Origin of the sequence: Mesorhizobium sp. LSHC420B00 (assembly GCF_000503055.1) — a bacterium.
Lineage (GTDB): Bacteria > Pseudomonadota > Alphaproteobacteria > Rhizobiales > Rhizobiaceae > Mesorhizobium.
On sequence record NZ_AYVY01000011.1, the window covers coordinates 111,950 to 131,030 of the forward strand.

At 63.3% G+C, this 19,081-nt stretch carries 17 protein-coding genes; 6 read left to right on the forward strand and 11 right to left on the reverse strand.

Features of this window, described 5'->3' with window-relative positions:
- Positions 1–9: 9 nt before the first annotated feature.
- Positions 10–1,419 (reverse strand): glucuronate isomerase, encoded by a 1,410-nt coding sequence (uxaC, locus tag X760_RS57155; RefSeq protein WP_023719699.1) that lies wholly within the window; start codon positions 1,417–1,419, stop codon positions 10–12.
- A gap of 175 nt (positions 1,420–1,594) precedes the next feature.
- Between uxaC and X760_RS57160 the strand changes: the two genes are divergently transcribed.
- On the forward strand, positions 1,595–3,097 hold the full coding sequence (locus X760_RS57160) for a mannitol dehydrogenase family protein (protein ID WP_023719700.1): 1,503 nt from the start codon (positions 1,595–1,597) through the stop codon (positions 3,095–3,097).
- Positions 3,094–4,272, forward strand: coding sequence for a mannonate dehydratase (gene uxuA, locus X760_RS57165; RefSeq protein WP_023719701.1), 1,179 nt, complete (start codon positions 3,094–3,096; stop codon positions 4,270–4,272). Before X760_RS57160 ends, uxuA begins: the two co-directional genes overlap by 4 nt.
- Position 4,273: 1 nt before the next feature.
- Here the strand turns inward: uxuA and lepB are convergent, their stop codons facing one another.
- From lepB to X760_RS57195, 7 genes are all read right to left on the reverse strand, one after another.
- Positions 4,274–5,059: a signal peptidase I gene (gene lepB / locus X760_RS0138175; RefSeq protein ID WP_051409685.1), complete on the reverse strand. Its 786-nt coding sequence runs from the start codon at positions 5,057–5,059 to the stop codon at positions 4,274–4,276.
- Between the two features lie 281 nt (positions 5,060–5,340).
- Positions 5,341–5,748 carry a F0F1 ATP synthase subunit epsilon gene (locus X760_RS57170; protein WP_023719703.1) on the reverse strand — a complete coding sequence of 136 codons (408 nt, stop codon included), beginning with the start codon at positions 5,746–5,748 and terminating at the stop codon, positions 5,341–5,343.
- Positions 5,749–5,850: 102 nt separating this feature from the next.
- Complete coding sequence (gene atpD, locus X760_RS57175; protein WP_023719704.1) at positions 5,851–7,416, reverse strand: F0F1 ATP synthase subunit beta; 1,566 nt, start codon at positions 7,414–7,416, stop codon at positions 5,851–5,853.
- 67 nt (positions 7,417–7,483) lie between these two features.
- Positions 7,484–8,368: a F0F1 ATP synthase subunit gamma gene (locus X760_RS57180; RefSeq protein WP_023719705.1), complete on the reverse strand. Its 885-nt coding sequence runs from the start codon at positions 8,366–8,368 to the stop codon at positions 7,484–7,486.
- A 28-nt stretch (positions 8,369–8,396) separates the two neighbouring features.
- Positions 8,397–9,926, reverse strand: coding sequence for a F0F1 ATP synthase subunit alpha (gene atpA, locus X760_RS57185; RefSeq protein ID WP_023719706.1), 1,530 nt, complete (start codon positions 9,924–9,926; stop codon positions 8,397–8,399).
- Entirely contained in the window at positions 9,926–10,486 is a 561-nt protein-coding gene (locus tag X760_RS57190; RefSeq protein ID WP_023719707.1) for a F0F1 ATP synthase subunit delta, read from the reverse strand. The genes atpA and X760_RS57190 overlap by 1 nt, the downstream gene beginning before the upstream one ends.
- A gap of 246 nt (positions 10,487–10,732) precedes the next feature.
- Complete coding sequence (locus X760_RS57195) at positions 10,733–11,128, reverse strand: DUF4345 family protein (protein WP_023719708.1); 396 nt, start codon at positions 11,126–11,128, stop codon at positions 10,733–10,735.
- A 215-nt stretch (positions 11,129–11,343) separates the two neighbouring features.
- Here X760_RS57195 and X760_RS57200 point away from each other — a divergent pair, with 215 nt between their 5' ends.
- Both X760_RS57200 and X760_RS57205 read left to right on the forward strand, forming a co-directional pair.
- Positions 11,344–11,589 (forward strand): type II toxin-antitoxin system Phd/YefM family antitoxin, encoded by a 246-nt coding sequence (locus tag X760_RS57200; protein WP_023719709.1) that lies wholly within the window; start codon positions 11,344–11,346, stop codon positions 11,587–11,589.
- Positions 11,586–12,041 carry a type II toxin-antitoxin system VapC family toxin gene (locus X760_RS57205; RefSeq protein ID WP_023719710.1) on the forward strand — a complete coding sequence of 152 codons (456 nt, stop codon included), beginning with the start codon at positions 11,586–11,588 and terminating at the stop codon, positions 12,039–12,041. Before X760_RS57200 ends, X760_RS57205 begins: the two co-directional genes overlap by 4 nt.
- A gap of 8 nt (positions 12,042–12,049) precedes the next feature.
- Here X760_RS57205 and X760_RS57210 read toward each other — a convergent pair whose 3' ends face one another.
- On the reverse strand, positions 12,050–14,233 hold the full coding sequence (locus X760_RS57210) for a primosomal protein N' (RefSeq protein ID WP_023719711.1): 2,184 nt from the start codon (positions 14,231–14,233) through the stop codon (positions 12,050–12,052).
- Positions 14,234–14,323: 90 nt separating this feature from the next.
- Between X760_RS57210 and fsa the strand changes: the two genes are divergently transcribed.
- Complete coding sequence (fsa, locus tag X760_RS57215; RefSeq protein WP_023719712.1) at positions 14,324–14,977, forward strand: fructose-6-phosphate aldolase; 654 nt, start codon at positions 14,324–14,326, stop codon at positions 14,975–14,977.
- Positions 14,978–15,078: 101 nt separating this feature from the next.
- Here the strand turns inward: fsa and lptE are convergent, their stop codons facing one another.
- Entirely contained in the window at positions 15,079–15,660 is a 582-nt protein-coding gene (gene lptE / locus X760_RS57220) for an LPS assembly lipoprotein LptE (protein WP_023719713.1), read from the reverse strand.
- The gene (leuS, locus tag X760_RS57225; RefSeq protein WP_023719714.1) at positions 15,647–18,271 is read right to left on the reverse strand and encodes a leucine--tRNA ligase; all 2,625 of its coding nucleotides are present in this window, start codon (positions 18,269–18,271) and stop codon (positions 15,647–15,649) included. Before leuS ends, lptE begins: the two co-directional genes overlap by 14 nt.
- 146 nt (positions 18,272–18,417) lie before the next feature.
- Between leuS and X760_RS57230 the strand changes: the two genes are divergently transcribed.
- On the forward strand, positions 18,418–19,080 hold the full coding sequence (locus X760_RS57230) for a YggS family pyridoxal phosphate-dependent enzyme (protein ID WP_023719715.1): 663 nt from the start codon (positions 18,418–18,420) through the stop codon (positions 19,078–19,080).
- Position 19,081 lies beyond the last annotated feature (1 nt).

Sequence of the window (19,081 nt, forward strand, 5' to 3'; positions counted from 1 at the left end):
CAAGCGCCGTTAGAGCCGGTACGCCTTTTTCGCGAGCGTATAGGCAAGTTCCTGCGCCAGCTCGTGCGCCTCGTCCTCGCCGAGCCGATGCTCGGCGACGAGACGCGCCAGATATGCGCAATCGACCCGGCGCGCCACATCATGGCGGGCCGGTATGGATGGAAAGGCGCGGGTGTCGTCGTTGAAACCGACGGTGTTGTAGAAACCGGCCGTTTCGGTGGTCATCTCGCGGAACCGGCGCATGCCTTCGGGGCTGTCGTGGAACCACCAGGCCGGCCCGAGCTTCAATGCCGGGTAGACACCGGCGAGCGGCGCCAGCTCGCGCGCATAGCTGGTCTCGTCGAGGGTGAACAGGATGATGGTGAGATCGCGCTCCAGCCCGACACAGTCGAGCAGCGGCTTCAACGCCGTCACATAATCGGTTCGAGTCGGGATATCGAAGCCTTTGTCCCTGCCGAACTTCTGAAAGACAGCCGGCGAATGATTGCGCCAGGAGCCGGGATGGATTTGCAGGACCAGCCCGTCGTCACGGCTCATCTTGGCCATCTCGGTCAGCATCTGGGCGCGAAACAGCTTTCGCTCGCGCTCGTCGTTCGAGCCCCGGCGGATGCGGTTGAACAGCTCCTCGGCGGCGGCATCCGAGAGATTGGCGGTTTCGGCTGTTGGATGGCCGTGATCGGAGGAAGTCGCGCCAAAGCTCTTGAAGAAGGCGCGCCGCTGGCGATGCGCATCGAGATAGCCGGCCCAATTGCCGGTGTCGCAGCCGGTGATCTCGCCAAGCCGGTCGAGATTGGCCGAAAAGCCTTCGAAGTCGGGATCGACGATCGCATCCGGCCGATAGGCGGTGACGACGCGGCCGTCCCAGCCGCTGTCGCGGATCATCTGGTGCCATCTGAGATCGTCGAGCGCGCCTTCGGTCGTCGCGATGACCTCAATGTTGAAGCGCTCGAACAGCGCTCGCGGGCGAAAATTCTCCCACTGCAGCAGCGTCGCGATCGTGTCGTAGTGGCGGTCGGCCGTCTTGGCATTCAGCGGCTCGTCGATGCCGAACAGATGGGCAAGCACATGGTCGAACCACAGCCGGGTCGGCGTGCCGCGGAACAGGTAATAATGCTCGGCGAAGCGCCGCCAGATCGTTCTGCCGTCGGTTTCCACCGGCGAACCGTCAAGTGTCGGCACGCCAAGCTCCTCAAGCCGAACGCCCTGGCTGAACAGCATGCGGAAAATGTAGTGGTCCGGTACGATCAGCAACTGCGCCGGATCGGGAAACGCCTCGTTGAGCGCATACCAGCGGGGATCGGTGTGGCCGTGCGGGCTGACGATCGGCAGGTCCTTGACCGCGGCGTAGAGATCGCGGGCCAGCGAAAGCGGGCGCGCCTCGGCGGCAAACAGCAAGTCCGGATCCGTCAATGCGGCCACGTAAATCCTCCCAATCCGGACATCGGTAGGGTTGGAAAGAAATAATGTCAACATACAAAAAATGGGTTGTTGTATGATGACTTTTCGTCGGCCATTGCCCATTGTGCGTGACGGCAACGGGTGTTACGCCGCCTGCCAACAGTGACCCAGCAACCTCGATCAGACACGCCGCGCAATGACCAATAGACGCCTTTCCAACAGCACGCTGAAGGCACTGCCGGCTTCGGTCGCGGTTCCCCGCTACGACCGCGGCGCTATTGCGCCAGGCATCGTCCATCTCGGCGTCGGCGCGTTCCACCGCGCCCACCAGGCGGCCTATGTCGACGACTGTCTGGCGGCTGGAGAGACAGGCTGGGGCATTGTCGGCGTGTCCTTGCGTAGTCCAGACACGCGCGACGCACTGGCGCCGCAGGATGGCCTCTACACACTGGCGATCAGGAGCAGCGTCGAAGAAGAGCTGCGCGTCGTCGGTTCGATCCTGTCGCTGCTGGTGGCGCCGGAAGATCCGGCTGCGGTGCTCGCCGCTCTGACCGATCCGCTCACCCGTATCGTCACGCTGACGATCACCGAAAAGGCCTATCTGAGGGCAGCCGGCGGCGGACTGGACAATACCCACCCCGACATCGTCCATGATCTGGCTAACCCGCAAATGCCACGAACGGCGCATGGTTTCCTGACGGAGGCGCTGTCGCGCCGCCGTGCCACCGGCATCCAGCCTTTCACCGTGCTCTGCTGCGACAACCTTCCGGCCAATGGCGCCACGCTGCACCGCCTGCTGGTCGAATTCGCCGCACTGCGCGATGCCAGGCTCGCCACTTCAGGCGATGCCAGGCTCGCCGCACACATCGCCGACGGCGTCGCCTTTCCGTCGAGCATGGTCGACCGCATCGTGCCGGCGACCACCGATGCCGACCGGGCGCGTATCGCCGTCGAGCTCGGCGTCGAGGATGCCTGGCCGGTGATGACCGAGCCGTTCTGCCAATGGGTGGTCGAGGACGACTTTCCGGCGGGCAGGCCGGCCTGGGAAAAGTTCGGCGTCACCATGGTCGGCGACGTCGGGCCGTTCGAGGACATGAAGCTGCGGCTGCTCAACGGCTCGCATTCGGCAATCGCCTATCTCGGCCTGCTCAGCGGCTACGACACGGTCGACCGCGCCTTTGCCGATCCGGCGATCCGGCAATTCGTCGACGGCTTGTGGGCCGAGGCGATCCCGACGCTGCCGCCGGACGCCGGGCTCGATACGGCCGGCTACACGGCCCAGCTCGCCGAACGTTACTCGAACACGGCGCTGGCCCATCGCACGGCGCAGATCGCCAATGACGGCAGCCAGAAACTGCCACAGCGCATCGTCGCCTCGGCCGTCGAGCGGCTGAGTGCCGGTGATCCCCCAGCCCATCTGATGCTGGTGGTGGCCGCCTGGATCGCCGCTTGCGAGGCGCGCGGCAAGACCTTGCCCGAAGCCCATTTCACCGACCCGATCGACACTCGGCTTACGGCGCTCGGCAGCCGGCCGGCTGATGAAGCTGTGACAGCGATGTTCGATCTCGCCGGCTTCGCCAGGGACCATTCCCAGCGCATGACACTGATTGATCTGACGACAGCCCATCTCGAGCGCCTGCGGCGGGGCGGGCCTGCCGCTGCCTTGGCGGCGCTTGGCATAGGGAGTGAGAAGCCATGAGACAGACTTGGCGCTGGTTCGGGCCCGACGACCCGGTGACGCTTGCCCATGTCCGTCAGGCCGGCGCCGTCGGCATCGTCAGCGCGCTGCATCACCTCAATGACGGCCGCGCCTGGCCGGCGGACGAGATCGCCAGGCGCAAGGCAGAGATCCAGGCAGCAGGCCTGACCTGGGACGTGGTCGAGAGCATCGTCGTCCACGAGGACATCAAGACCCGCAGTGGCGACTGGCGCACCCTGATCGACAATTATAAGGCCTCGATCCGCGCCGTCGCTGCCGCCGGCATCAACACCATCTGCTATAATTTCATGGCGATCACCGACTGGACGCGCACCGACCTCGACTATCCGATGCCGCATGGCGGCACGGCGCTGCGCTTCGATGTCGTCGAGCTCTGCGCCTATGACGTCTTCATCCTCGAGCGAAAACGGGCGGAGGCCGATCACCCGCCGGCCCGTGTCGAGGCGGCGCGTGTGCGGCTGCAAGGCATGAGCGAAAGCGACAAGGCGAGACTGGAGCTCAACCTGATCGGCTGGGTGCCGGCGCGCGAATTCATCTTCGATCGAGCGAGCTTCCGCCGCGCCCTCGACCTCTACAAGGACGTCTCTACCGAAGGACAGCGCGAAAACCTGTTTGCCTTCCTGCGCGAGATCGTGCCGGTTGCCGAAGAGGCCGGCGTCAGGATGGCGATCCACCCCGACGATCCGCCTTTTTCGTTGTTCGGCCTGCCGCGCATCGTTTCCAAGGCAGCCGATGCCCGCGCGCTGCTCGACGCCGTCGCTTCGCCGGCTAACGGACTGACACTGTGTACCGGCTCCTACGGCGCGAGCGCGCAGAACGATCTGCCGGCAATGGCGAAGGCTTTCGCCGAGAACATCCATTTCGCCCATCTGCGCAATGTCACCAAGGAGCCCGACGGCTCCTTCCACGAAGCCGAGCACCTCGACGGCGACACCGACATGGTGGCGGTCGTGTCGGCGCTGATTGGCGAGGAGCGGCGGCGCAAGGCGGCAGGCAGGGCGGACTGGCAGATTCCGATGCGTCCGGACCATGGCCATGCCATTGTCGACGACATCGGCAAGAAGGTGAACCCCGGCTATTCCTGCATCGGCCGCCTGAAGGGCCTCGCCGAACTGCGCGGCGTCATGCGCGCCGTGGAAGCGCTGACGGTGTGAGCTATTTGCCTGACGGATCCAATACTTGCCGGGAAGAATAGTCGACGCCTTTAGAATTCCAGAACAGCCGCACGGCCTTGCCGACCAGATTTTCACTGGGAATAAACCCGACGCTGAATCGGCTGTCGGAGGAATTGTCCCGATTGTCGCCAAGTGCAAAATAGTGGCCTGCGGGCACGATCCACGAGTTCGTGTTGTCCCCGATGGATGAATCTGTCAGGTTGAGAACGGTGTAGGACACGCCCTCTGGCAAAGTTTCACGTTGAAGTTTGACTGGATCGGGGAACTCTTCGGACGAAAAAGAGCCAATATCCTCGAGCCCCACCGCTACCTCGTTGATGTAAAGCATCCCGTCGATGATCTGGATCTTTTCGCCCGGAAAGCCGACGATCCGCTGGATGTAGTTCACGCTCGGATCGGGCGGGAACTTGAATGCCACCACATCTCCCCTTTTGGGTTCCGCGCCCAATAGGCGCCCGTCAAATGAGAGCACGTTGAAGGGCACGCTGTAGCGACTGTAGCCGTATGCGGATTTGGACACGAAGAGATAGTCGCCCTCCCGCAACGTCGGCGTCATGCTGCCAGACGAGATCGAAAACGATTGGAACACCAACGAGCGGATTACAAACGCAGCCACGATGGAGGCGTAAAACGCCAACACGAACACCGACACCCCTTGCGCATACCATTTGTCCGGCTTGAACCGATGCGCAAAGGGAACAACGAGCGTCGCCCACAGGATCATCAAGCCGATACCTGAAAAGTTGCCCGCCGCCGCAAGATCCATGCCCGGCACCACCGGAATTCCGATGTAGCAAAGCGCGATGCTGACAGCACTGATCACAAACAGGCTTATGACAGCCAGTTTGCCAGCGCCAATCCATAGAAATCCGCCAAACGGGCCGCCAAGGGCCGACACCAGGGCCGTCGACCATCTGGATCGCGAGACTGTTTCTTGTTGCACTGTTTGTTCTGTCATCGGCCCCCCACGCCAAGGCAGCCTGACTGTTCACCAAATAAAAAAGCGAGGCAAGCCTCGCTTTCTCGACGCCGAACTGATCCTTCGCGTTAAGCCGGCAGGATGGCGCCTTCAAGCGTGGTGAGCTGGTTAAGGAACTGCTCGGCCTTGCTGCGGGTCTGGTCGTCCTTGGCGTCGGCGGCGTCTTCCCTCGCCTCCTGGATGCGGCGGGCAAGCTCGGCGCGGTCGATGTCGCCGACGGCCACAGCCGATTCCGCCAGCAGCGTGCAGCCGGCCGGAACGATGTCGGCAAAGCCGCCGAACACCACGTAGCGTTCTTCCTTGCCGGAAGCGGTCTTCAACGTGACGACGCCCGGCTTGATCGTGGTCATGACCGGTGCGTGATGCGCCATCACGGTCATTTCGCCCTCGGCGCCTGGGATGACGACGGATTCGACCTGCTCGGAAACCAAGAGGCGCTCCGGCGAGACCAGTTCGAACTTGAAAGCTTCAGGCATGATCAATTTAGCGAATAGGGAATAGTGAGTAGCGAGTAGTGAAGAAACTCGTCCGGCTCATAGACCCCTATTCGCTACTCCCTATTCGCTATTCGCTTTGGCTTACGCCGCTTCAGCCGCCAGGCGCTGTGCCTTCTCGACCGCTTCCTCGATGCCGCCGACCATGTAGAAGGCGGCCTCCGGCAGGTGGTCGTAATCGCCGTTGCAAAGGCCCTTGAAGCCCTTGATGGTGTCGGCGAGGTCGACCAACTTGCCCGGCGCGCCGGTGAACACTTCGGCGACGAAGAAGGGCTGCGACAGGAAGCGCTCGATCTTGCGGGCGCGGGCAACCGTCTGCTTGTCCTCTTCCGACAGCTCGTCCATGCCCAGGATGGCGATGATGTCCTGCAGCGACTTGTAACGCTGAAGGATCGACTGCACCTGGCGCGCGACCTGGTAGTGCTCCTCGCCGACAACCATCGGGTCGAGCATGCGCGAAGTCGAATCGAGCGGATCGACCGCCGGATAGATGCCCTTTTCCGAAATCGCGCGGTTGAGCACGGTCGTCGCGTCGAGGTGGGCGAATGAAGTCGCTGGTGCCGGGTCGGTCAAATCGTCGGCCGGCACATAGATCGCCTGCACCGAGGTGATCGAACCCTTGGTCGTCGTGGTGATACGCTCCTGCAGCGCGCCCATGTCGGTGGCCAGCGTCGGCTGGTAGCCCACGGCCGAAGGAATGCGGCCGAGCAGCGCCGACACTTCCGAGCCCGCCTGCGTGAAGCGGAAGATGTTGTCGACGAAGAACAGCACGTCCTGGCCCTGGTCGCGGAAGTATTCGGCAACTGTCAGGCCGGTCAGGCCGACGCGCGCGCGCGCGCCCGGCGGCTCGTTCATCTGGCCATAGACGAGCGCGGCCTTGGAGCCTTCGCCGCCGCCCTTCTTGTTGACGCCGGACTCGATGAACTCGTGATAGAGGTCGTTGCCTTCGCGGGTGCGCTCGCCGACGCCGGCGAACACCGAGAAGCCGCCATGCGCCTTGGCGACGTTGTTGATCAGTTCCTGGATCAGCACCGTCTTGCCGACGCCGGCGCCGCCGAACAGGCCGATCTTGCCGCCGCGGGCATAGGGGGCCAGCAGGTCGAGCACCTTGATGCCGGTGACCAGGATCTGCGCTTCCGTCGACTGCTCGACATAGGTCGGCGCCGGCTGGTGGATCGAGCGCATCTCGATGCCGTCGACCGGGCCTGCCTCGTCGACCGGCTCGCCGATGACGTTGATGATGCGACCGAGCATGCCAGGGCCGACCGGCACGGTGATCGGCGCGCCGGTGTCATAGACGTCCTGGCCGCGAACCAGACCTTCGGTGGAGTCCATGGCGATGCAGCGTACGGTGTTTTCGCCGAGATGCTGGGCCACTTCGAGCACCAGGCGATTGCCGACATTGATCGTCTCAATCGCGTTCAGGATCGCCGGCAGATGTTCGCCGAACTGCACGTCGACAACAGCGCCGATGACCTGGCGAACCTTGCCCGCCAAGCCGGTTTTCTTGATGGTAGCGGCCGGCGTATTCACGGCGGCGGCCTTGATTGCTGCCGCCTTCTTGGCCGGAGCGGCCTTTGCTGCCGCCGGAGCCTTTGCTGGTGCCGCGGCCTTAGGGGCTGCCGTCTTCGGGGTCGCTGCTTTCGCCATCGTCTTTACCCTTTTCGTCTCTTTGTTTCTCACACGCTTGAGGTCGATGACCTCCTTGGGAGCGTGCCTAGAGCGCCTCGGCGCCCGAAATGATTTCGATCAATTCCTTGGTGATCTGCGCCTGCCGCTGGCGGTTGTAGGTGATCGACAATTTGTTGATCATGTCGCCGGCATTGCGCGTCGCATTGTCCATGGCGCTCATCTTGGCGCCCATCTCGCCGGCCGCATTCTCGAGCAGCGCGCGGAAGACCTGCACGGAGATGTTGCGCGGGATGAGATCGGAGAGGATTTCGCCCGGCTCCGGCTCGTATTCGTAGACAGCGCTGCCACCATCCTTCGCTTCAGCAGCATCCGAAACCACGCCCGCCGGGATAATTTGCTGCGCTGTCGGGATCTGGCTGATCACCGACTTGAACTGCGAATAGAACAGCGTGCAGATGTCGAAGCCGCCTTCGTTGAACAGGTGGATCACCTTCTTGGCGATGGCATCGGCATTGACGAAGCCCAGCGTCTTGACCTCGCGCAGATCGACACGCTCGATGATCAGCGCCCCGTAGTCGCGGCGCAATATGTCGAACCCCTTCTTGCCGACGCAGATGATCTTGACCTGCTTGCCGTCGGCCAGAAGCTTGCGGATGTGGTCGCGGGCAAAGCGGGCGATCTGCGAATTGAAGCCACCGCACAGGCCGCGTTCGGCCGTGCAGACGACAAGCAGATGCACGTCGTCCTTGCCGGTGCCGGTCATCAGCGCCGGGGCATCGCCGCCACCGCCGATCGCCTGGGTGATGTTGGCCAGCACCGCGCCCATGCGCTCCGAATAGGGACGCGCCGCTTCAGCCGCTTCCTGCGCGCGGCGCAGCTTCGCCGCGGCGACCATCTGCATCGCCTTGGTGATCTTCTGCGTCGCCTTGACCGAGGCGATACGGTTACGAAGGTCTTTTAACGAAGGCATGCTTCAAACCTGATCCCGTCCGGCCCACTCAAGCAAAGGTCTTGGCGAAGGCGTCGATCTCTGCCTTCAGCCTGGCGCGCAGATCGTCGGACAGCGCCTTCTCCTTGCGGATGCCGTCGAGCACGTCCTTGCCGGCCGAGCGCATGTGCGACAACAGCCCCTGCTCGAACTTGCCGACTTGGTTGATCGCCAGCTTGTCGAGATAGCCGTTGACGCCGGCGAAGATCACCGCGACCTGCTCCTCGACCTTGAGCGGCGAGAATTGCGGCTGCTTTAAAAGCTCGGTCAGGCGCGAGCCGCGATTGAGCAGGCGCTGCGTGGCGGCGTCGAGATCGGAGCCGAACTGCGCGAAAGCAGCCATTTCGCGGTACTGCGCGAGCTCGCCCTTGATCGACCCGGCAACCTGCTTCATCGCCTTGATCTGCGCCGAAGAGCCGACGCGCGACACCGACAGACCGACATTGACCGCAGGACGGACGCCCTGGAAGAACAGATTGGTTTCCAGGAAGATCTGGCCGTCGGTGATCGAGATGACGTTGGTCGGGATATAGGCCGACACGTCGTTGGCCTGCGTCTCGATGATCGGCAGCGCCGTCAGCGACCCGCCGCCATTGTCGTCGTTGAGCTTGGCGGCGCGCTCGAGCAGGCGCGAGTGCAGGTAGAAAACGTCGCCCGGATAGGCCTCGCGGCCCGGAGGACGGCGCAGCAGCAGCGACATCTGGCGATAGGCGACGGCCTGCTTCGACAGATCGTCATAGCTGATCAGCGCGTGCATGCCGTTGTCGCGGAAATATTCGCCCATGGTGCAGGCGGTGAACGGCGCCAGGAACTGCATCGGCGCCGGATCAGACGCGGTCGCAGCGATGATGATCGAATAGTCGAGCGCGCCGCGCTCTTCCAGCACCTTGACGAACTGCGCCACGGTCGAGCGCTTCTGGCCGACGGCGACATAGACGCAGTACAGCTTTTCCTTCTCCGGGCCGTTGTCGTGCACCGATTTCTGGTTGAGCATGGTGTCGAGGATGATCGCGGTCTTGCCGGTCTGGCGGTCGCCGATGACCAGCTCGCGCTGGCCGCGGCCGACCGGGATCAGCGCGTCGATGGCCTTGAGGCCGGTCGACATCGGCTCGTTCACCGATTTGCGCGGGATGATGCCGGGCGCCTTGACGTCGACGCGCTTGCGTTCGGTGGCCTGGATCGGGCCCTTGCCGTCGATCGGGTTGCCGAGCGCATCGACGACGCGGCCGAGCAGGCCCATGCCGACAGGCGCGTCGACGATGGCGCCGGTGCGCTTGACGGTATCGCCTTCCTTGATGTCACGGTCGGCGCCGAAGATAACGACGCCGACATTGTCGGCTTCGAGGTTGAGCGCCATGCCGCGGATGCCGCCGGGGAACTCGACCATCTCGCCGGCCTGGACATTGTCGAGGCCATAGACGCGGGCGATGCCGTCACCGACGGACAGCACCTGGCCGACTTCGGAGACCTCGGCCTCCTTGCCGAAATTCTTGATCTGGTCTTTCAGAATTGCGGAAATTTCCGCGGCGCGGATGTCCATCAGCCGACCTCTTTCAGTGCAAGCTTGAGCGAATTAAGTTTGGTTTTGAGCGACGTATCGATCTGGCGCGAGCCGATCCTGACCACCAGCCCGCCGAGCAGCGACGGATCGACGGTGACGGTGATCGCCACATCCTTGCCGGCGACGCTTTTCAGCGCCGCTTTCAGCTCGGTTTCCTGGGCAGGCGTCAGCGCATGCGCCGAGGTGACCTCGGCGGCGGTCTCGCCGCGGTGTTCGGCGGCGATCTGGCGGAACGCCTTGATCATTCCTGGCACGGCGAAAAGCCGGCGGTTCTGGGCAACGACGCGCAGGAAATTGCCAGTGAGGCCCGTGATCCCCGCTCTGTCGGCGATCGCGGCGATCGCCTTGGCCTGGTCTTCGCTGGAGAAAACCGGGCTCCTGATCAGCCTCGAAAGGTCAGCGCTGCCTTCGAGCATCGCTTCGAAACTGTTGAGGTCGGTCTCGACGCTGGCCACCGAATTGGCCTGCAGCGCGAGTTCGAACAGCGAACCCGCATAGCGTTCTGCGACACCTGAGATTGGCGATGACGATTGGGCCACGGACCGTCTTTTCTCTTGTCTGACAGGCCGCAGATTGTTGGCGCGAGCAAAAACTCTGGCTAAATCTTTGACCTTACTGCATTTTTCCAAGCACGGAGGCGCGGCTTCCGCTATCCCCGGTCGAAAGTCGATTGCCGTCTAGCACAGGCATTTTCAGACCGCAATGCGTCGTCCGGCATGGTTTTCAGGCACTATTGTCGCATCCGCTCGCCGAGTTCAGCAACCAACCCCGGATTGCTCTGTGATTCAGGGCAAAAAGCCGAAGGCGAACGCGAGCGGCAGCGCCGCCAGCACCAGCTCGACGACGATGGATGCCCAGTTGAACGGCGTATTGGCGCCGTCCGACATCATCGACAGCAGCCGGCCGAAGGCGGTGAATAGCCAGGAGAAGCCGAGCGCCATGTAGAGCAGCGGCTGCGCCAAGAGGATGCAGCACAGGCTGACGCCGAGATAGAAGCCCGACATCCGGCCGCGCCCCTCGGCGATCGCCGCTGCCTTCTCCGGTCTGACCTGCAGCCGCAGGATGCGGAACGCCAGCTGTGGAGCCAGGAATAGCAACAGGCCGAGCAATAGAGTCGCGACCGCGCTCGACCATGCCAGCCACTCGCCCTGGCTCATCGGCCATGGAAACGCAAATTCCATCCTTGTCCCCTCGTAAATGGATATTCAAAATTTCGGGCATTCTAGCGAAGCAACTGACATGCGCCAGATGGGCCGTCGGCAATTTGCAGGGCGCGTCAGCTCAACGCGAGCGCGACCGTTGTCTCGACCGGGCTAACAGGACGTTAAACAATGGGCTGTTTTTTTCTGCACAATTCCTATATTGTGACTACATGAGACCACAAGGGGTTCCGCGCATGAAGACGATGCAACTGCGAGAGGCAAAGGCCAGCCTTTCCGCGCTCGTGGAGGCCGCTGAGAACGGTGAGCCCACGGTTATCACCAAGCACGGCAAGCCCGCAGTCATGGTGGTGCCAATCGGTGAGGGACGGAAACTTTATCCGCAGAACAGCCAAAAAGACTTCGTGGATTTCCTGCTTCGGTATCCAGGCGGCATCGAGCTTGAGCGAAACGAATCGCCGTCGCGGGAAGTGGAGTTTTGACCGGCTATCTGCTTGATACGTCTTTTCTCTCGGCATTTGCACCTGGTCGGCCTCTGCTTCCGTCACACGTGCAGAACTGGGTTGCTGTACAAGGAGAACGCGGCTCTTGGCAGCTCTCGTCGATCGTCATCTTGGAGGTGGAACGAGGAATCGCGAAACTGAAGCGGGCGGGCGGGCATATGAAGGCGGAGCGCATCAATGAGTGGTTCGAAAGGTTGCTTCTAGAGTTCAACCAGCGCATCCTTCCCATCGATTTAGCAATCGCGCGAGAAGCCGGAAAACTGGAAGACGCCACTATCGCCAGAGGCGCCAATCCGGGACTGGCGGACATTCTGATCGCAGCTACCGCCCGTTTGCACGGCCTGTCAGTTTTGACGGCCAACACCCGGCATTTTGCGATTCTCGACGTGCCTTACCTGAACCCATTCACCGAACGCGTCTCGAAAGGGTAATCGACACCTTACAAAAAGCTTTGCGGGTCGATATCGACCTGGACCCGCACCGAGGCCCTTATCTTCGGTCCCTCGGCCAGCATGGTGCGGATGAACCCTTGCATGTCGGCGCGCCGCTCGCCCTGGATCAGTAGGCGAAAGCGATGGCGGCCGCCGATCAATGACAGCGGCGCCTCGGCCGGACCGAGGACGAACAGGTCGATGGCTTGCGGCGCGGCACGGCGCAGGCCGCGGGCGTGCCCTTCGGCTTCCGCCCGAGTCGCCGCGCTGACGATGACGCCGGCGAGCCGGCCGAAGGGCGGCAGCCCCGCCCGCTCGCGTTCGGCGATCTCGCGCTCGTAGAAGGCCTCGGCATCGCCGGAGACGATCGCCCGCATCACCGGGTGGTCGGGTTGGAAAGTCTGCAGCAGGCCAAGGCTCTTCTTGCCGGTGCGGCCGGCGCGGCCGGTCACCTGGCTGAGCAGTTGGAAGGTGCGCTCGGCGGCGCGTGGGTCGCCATTGGCCAGGCCGAGATCGGCATCGACGACACCGACGAGCGTCATGTTGGGGAAATTGTGGCCCTTGGCGACGAGTTGCGTGCCGATGACGATGTCGGCCTCGCCATTGGCTATGGCTTCGAGCTCGAGCCGCAGCCGCCGCACGCCGCCCATCAGGTCGGACGACAGTACGATGGTGCGGGCATCAGGGAAATGCGCGACGACCTCCTCGGCGATGCGCTCTACGCCCGGCCCGCAGGCGACCAGATGATCGAGCGTGCCACATTCCGGGCAGGCCTCGGGCCGGCGTTCATTGTGCCCGCAATGGTGGCAGACGAGCTGACCGCGAAAGCGGTGCTCGACCAGCCAGGCCGAGCAGACCGGACAGCCGAAGCGGTGGCCACAGACCCGGCAGAGCGTCAGCGGCGCATAGCCGCGCCGGTTGAGAAACAGCAGCGACTGTTCCTTTCTTTCCAGCGTCTGCCGTATATGGCCGAGCAGTACAGGCGACAGGAAGCCGCCGCGTGCAGGCGGCGCACGGCGCATGTCGATCGTCTTGAGATCGGGAAGTGCCGCCTCGGCAAAGCGCGCCGAAAGCACCGCCCTGCTGTAGCGGCCCTGGCTGGCATTGACCCGGCTTTCGACCGACGGTGTCGCCGAGGCGAGCACGACCGGAAACCCGCCGATATGGCCGCGCACCACGGCCATGTCGCGCGCGTTGTAAAAGACGCGATCCTCCTGCTTGTAGGCGGGGTCGTGCTCTTCGTCGACGACGATCAGCCCAAGCTCCCTGAACGGCAGGAACAGCGCCGAGCGCGCGCCTGCGACCACCCGCACGCCGCCTTCCGCCACCTGCCGCCAGACCTTTTCGCGCATTCTTGGCGGCAGGTCCGAGTGCCACTCAGCCGGCTTGGCGCCGAACCGCTCCTGAAAGCGCTCGAGGAAGGCGTGGGTCAGCGCGATTTCCGGCAGCAGGATCAACACTTGCGTGCCGCGATCGAGCGCGGCCGCAACCGCCTCGAAATAGACCTCCGTCTTGCCGGATCCGGTTACACCGTCGAGCAGGGTGACGCCGAATATGCCGGCCGCGACATTGGCGCGCAGCATCTCGGCGGCATCGCTCTGGTCGGGCATCAGTGCCGGCACGGCGTAGCCGGGATCGGGTGCTGCGACCACCGGCCGCGGCGGGATCATCACCGTCTCGAATACCCCCTGCGCCCTCAGCCCGTCCACCACCGTCGACGACACGCCTGCCGCATGCGCCAGGCCCGACCGCGTCCAGGCGAGCCCACCTTCGGCCGTTTCCAGCACGCGCGTCCTCGCCTCCGTCATCCGGTCGGGCTTGGCGAAGGTGCGCTGCAGCCCTTCGATCCACGGCTCCGGATCGAACGCCTCCGGCGCCCTGAGCAGCATGCGCGCCACCATGCCGGGCGGCGACAGCGTGTACTGCGCCACCCAATCGACAAAACGCCGCATCGCGCGGTCGATCGGCGGGCAGTCGAAAACCTGCTCGATCGGCCGCAATTTCTTCGCGTCGACCTTTTCGACGGCGCCGTCCCAGACGATGCCGGCGACCTGGCGGGGCCCAAGCGGAACGCGCACGATCGAGCCCGGCACCATGCGCATGCCAGCCGGCACAGCATAGGTGTAGGGGCGCTCAGCAGGCATTGGGACCAGCACCGGTGCGGCCGCGACAAAGGGCGAATCTTCGATCATGAGGCGTGACCTTGCCCCGACTTTGGTCTAGATCAAAGTCCGACCCCGAATGTGCATGACCTGCACATGAAAAATCTTCAGGAGACCGCCATGAAATTTTTTGTCGACACCGCCGATGTCAAGGAAATCCGTGAGCTGAACGATTTGGGGCTGCTCGACGGCGTAACCACCAATCCGTCGCTGATCCTGAAATCGGGCGGCAAGATCGCCGACGTCACCAGAGAGATCTGCGAGATCGTCAAGGGACCGGTCTCAGCCGAAGTCGTTGCCACCGAGTACAAGGATATGATGGCGGAGGCCAAGATCCTGGCCAGGATCGCCGACAATGTCTGCATCAAGGTGCCGCTGACGCTCGACGGCCTGAGAGCCTGCAAGGACATCCGGTCGGACGGCCGCATGGTCAACGTCACGCTGTGCTTCTCGGCCACCCAGGCGCTGCTCGCCGCCAAGGCCGGCGCCTCCTTCATCTCGCCCTTCGTCGGCCGCATCGACGACAGCGGTTGGGACGGCATGGAACTGATTGCCGATATCCGCACCATCTACGACAATTATGATTTCCAGACCGAAATCCTGACCGCTTCTGTGCGCACGGTGAACCATGTCAAACAGGCGGCGCTGATCGGCGCCGACGTCATCACCGCCCCGCCGGCGACGCTCAAGGCGCTGGTCAAGCACCCGCTGACCGACAAGGGCCTGGAGCAGTTTCTCGCCGACTGGGCAAAGACCGGCCAGAAGATCGGCTGAAGCGAAATGTCCTACGTCGAACAAAAAAGGCCGAGCAATCGGCCTTTTGCTGACAGCGCAATCCGCCACAGACGGAGCGCTTCAATCCAGGATGGAAAGACCTAGCTTGCCGCCGGCTTGCCGTGCTTGATCAGATCTTGGGCGATCGACAGCCGCAGCACATCCGCCAGTTCGCGCGCCGCGCGGTTCTCGGCGTCGATCTGCGCCCGATACGACGCGAATTCCTGGCGCGGCCTATCGTATGAGGACGGGATAGAGCGCTTGCCCCTCGCTATGACCGTGCCGGTCTTGGCATCGCTCAGCACATAGTTGGCGGTCAGCGTCACTGTGCCGGCGGTCGGCTCGTCCTCGTCGGTCGTGACCTGCTCGATTGCCGCCGATTCGACGAGTTCGGAGACGCCGAGATCAAGCGAATAGACCGGCGAAGCAGGCTCGCCGGCGCCCTGGCCGAGCGCGAAGATCAGATTGTTGCGGACCTGCTGGGCGTAGCGGGTCTTGACCGGCTTGACCGAGATCGATGCCAGTTCGGCAGCAGCGCCGACCTGAGAGCCGGCGATCAGCGGCGCGCTTGAATAGAGCGGCCGCACCGTGCAGGCGGAAACCAGCGCCACCGAAGCGAGCAGCCCGTAGAGCATGATACGGCGCGGCGTCAGCTCCGCTTTTTTCGGATCAGGCAACAACATTGACGATCCTCTGCGGCACGATTATCACCTTGCGCGGCGCCTTACCTTCGAGCGCTTTCTGCACGAAGTCGAGAGCCAGAACCGCTTTTTCGACCGCACCTTGGTCCGCGTCGCGGGCAATTGTCAAATCGCCGCGCTTCTTGCCGTTGACCTGGACCGGCAGCACGATCTCGGCGTCGACGACAAGCGAGGGATCGTAGTCCGGCCAGGGCCGTTCGGCGACAAGGTCGGTGCCGCCGAGCGTCTGCCAGCACTCCTCGGCCAGATGCGGCATGACCGGCGCGATCAGGTGCACCAGGATCTCGACGGCTTCACGGCAGGCCGCTTGGAGCGCCGGACCGGCCTTGCCTTCGGCTGCCTCGTTGAGCGGTACGGTCAAGGCATTGGCGAGCTCATAGATACGGGCGATGGCACGGTTGAAGGCGAGCTTTTCAATATCCTCGCCGACAGACTTGAGGATCTTGTGCGCGGCCTTGGACACTGTTCCGGCCTCGCCGTCCTTCGCCGCCTCTGGCCGAACTCCGGCGAGCGAATCGGCAGCCGTCAACACCAGCCGCCAGATGCGCTGGATGAAGCGATGCGCGCCGGCCGCACCCTCGTCGGTCCATTCGACATCGCGTTCGGGCGGCGAGTCCGACAGCATGAACCAGCGCGCCGTATCGGCGCCGTAGCCGTCGGTGATCTCTTCCGGGCTAACGGTATTCTTCTTCGACTTCGACATTTTTTCGAGCGGACCGATCACCGCCTCTTCGCCAGTGGCGATTTCGAAGGCGCGGCGCTTGCCGTCGGCGTCCTCCAGCCTGACCTCGCTGGGCGCAAGCCAGCGGCCGTTCGAGGCGCCGCCAACCCGATACGTCTCGTGCACCACCATGCCTTGCGTGAACAGGCCCCTGAACGGCTCGGCGAGATCGACATGGCCGGTCTCGCGCATGGCGCGGGTGAAGAAGCGCGAATAGAGCAGGTGCAAAATGGCGTGCTCGATGCCGCCAATATACTGGTCGACCGGCAGCCATTCAGTCGCGGCCTTGGGATCGGTCGGATCGTTGGCCCAGGGCGCGGTGAAGCGCGCGAAATACCACGACGAATCGACGAACGTGTCCATCGTGTCGGTTTCGCGCCGCGCATCCTTGCCGCAACGCGGGCATTTGACGTGCCGCCATGTCGAATGACGGTCGAGCGGATTGCCCGGCCGGTCGAACTCGATATCGTCAGGCAGCCTGACCGGCAGGTCGGCTTTCGGCACCGGCACAACGCCGCAATCCTCGCAATGGATCATCGGGATCGGGCAGCCCCAATAGCGCTGGCGCGAAATGCCCCAGTCGCGCAGGCGGAAATTCACCTTGCGCTCGGCCATCGGCCGGTTGCCGATGGTCTTCTGTTCGAGCAGCTTCGCCACCTCGTCGAATGCCTGATCCGGCTTCATGCCGTCGAGGAAGCGCGAATTGATCATCACGCCGTCGCCGACATAGGCCTCGTCGATGATCTGGAAGCTTCCTTGATTCTCGCCTTCCGGCATCACCACTGGAATGACCGGCAGGCCGTATTTGTTGGCGAAGTCGAGGTCGCGCTGGTCACCGGACGGGCAGCCGAAAACGGCGCCGGTGCCGTAGTCCATCAGCACGAAATTGGCGACGTAGACGGGCAGCGTCCACTTCTCGTCGAACGGATGGACGACGCGGATGCCGGTATCGAAGCCCTTCTTCTCGGCCGTCTCCAGGGCCGCCACCGACGTGCCCATGTGGCGGACCTCGTCGATGAACTTTGCCAGCGCCGGATTGTCTTCGGCCGCCTTTTTGGCCAGCGGATGGTCGGCCGCAATCGCCATGAAGGAGGCGCCGAAGATGGTGTCGGGCCTTGTCGTATAGACTTCGAGCTCATGCTCGCCGGCGACTGGCTTGGCCAGCGGCCAGCGGATCAGCAGGCCTTCAGAACGGCCGATCCAGTTCGCCTGCATCAGCTTCACTTTTTCCGGCCAGTCGTCGAGCTGGTCGAGCGAATCCAGCAGATCCTGCGCATAGTCGGTGATCTTGAAGAACCATTGCGTCAGCTCGCGCTGTTCCACCAGCGCGCCCGAGCGCCAGCCGCGCCCGTCGATGACCTGCTCGTTGGCAAGCACCGTCATGTCCTCCGGATCCCAGTTGACCTTGGAGGATTTGCGCGTCACCAGGCCCTTCTCGACGAAATCGAGGAACAGCATCTGCTGGCGGTGGTAATAATCGACATCGCAGGTAGCGAACTCGCGTGCCCAATCGAGCGACAGGCCCATGACCTTGAGTTGCTCGCGCATGGCAGCGATGTTCTGATAGGTCCAGTCCTTGGGATGGACCTTGTTCTGCATTGCTGCGTTTTCGGCTGGCATGCCAAAGGCGTCCCAGCCCATCGGGTGCAGCACGTTGAAACCCTTGGCCCGCTTGTAGCGCGCCACCACGTCGCCCATCGTATAGTTGCGGGTATGGCCGATATGGATGCGCCCCGATGGATAGGGGAACATCTCCAGCACGTAGTATTTCGGGCGCGGGTCATCGTTGTCGGCTTCGAACAGCTTCTTGGCGTCCCAGGCGTTCTGCCATTTGAGCTCTGACGCGCGCGGATTGTATCGTTCGGTTGCCATCGGGTGTTTTTCACTTAAAAGCATGCGCGAGCCGCCGGACAATGCCCGGGCGGCTCAGGAAATGTCGTCGCGGTGTTCACCATGGATTACCGGACCCGTCAACTGCGGCGATCCGGCGAAAAGCCAAACACAGGCAGGATATAGGCATGGCGAGCGCCGTCGAACAGCTTTTCACCGTCAAGGCAAGGATCGCCACTGCCGAGCGCGAGGCCGGACGCGAGGCCGGGGCGGTGACGCTGGTTGCGGTCTCGAAAACCTTCGATGCCACCGATATCCGTCCGGTTATCGAGGCCGGCCAGCGCGTCTTCGGCGAGAACCGCGTCCAGGAGGCGCAAGCCAAGTGGCCGGCGCTGAAGGAAGCTTTCCCCGACATCGAGCTGCACCTGATCGGGCCGTTGCAATCGAACAAGGCAAAGGAAGCGGTGGCGCTGTTCGACGTCATCGAAACCGTCGACCGTGAAAAGATCGCCGCCGAACTCGGCAAGGAAATCGCCAGGCAGGGCAGGACGCCAAGGCTCTACGTCCAGGTCAACACCGGCTCGGAGCCGCAAAAGGCCGGCATCGAGCCGCGCGAGGCCGTCGCCTTCGTGGCCCGCTGCCGCTCGGTTCACGCCCTCGCCATCGAAGGGCTGATGTGCATTCCGCCGGCGGACGAGAACCCCGGTCCGCATTTCGCGCTGCTAGAAAAGCTTGGGCTTGAGGCCGGCGTTGACAAGCTCTCTATGGGCATGTCCGGCGACTACGAAACGGCGATCGCCTTCGGCGCGACAAGTGTCAGGGTTGGATCGGCGATTTTCGGCGCCAGATGAG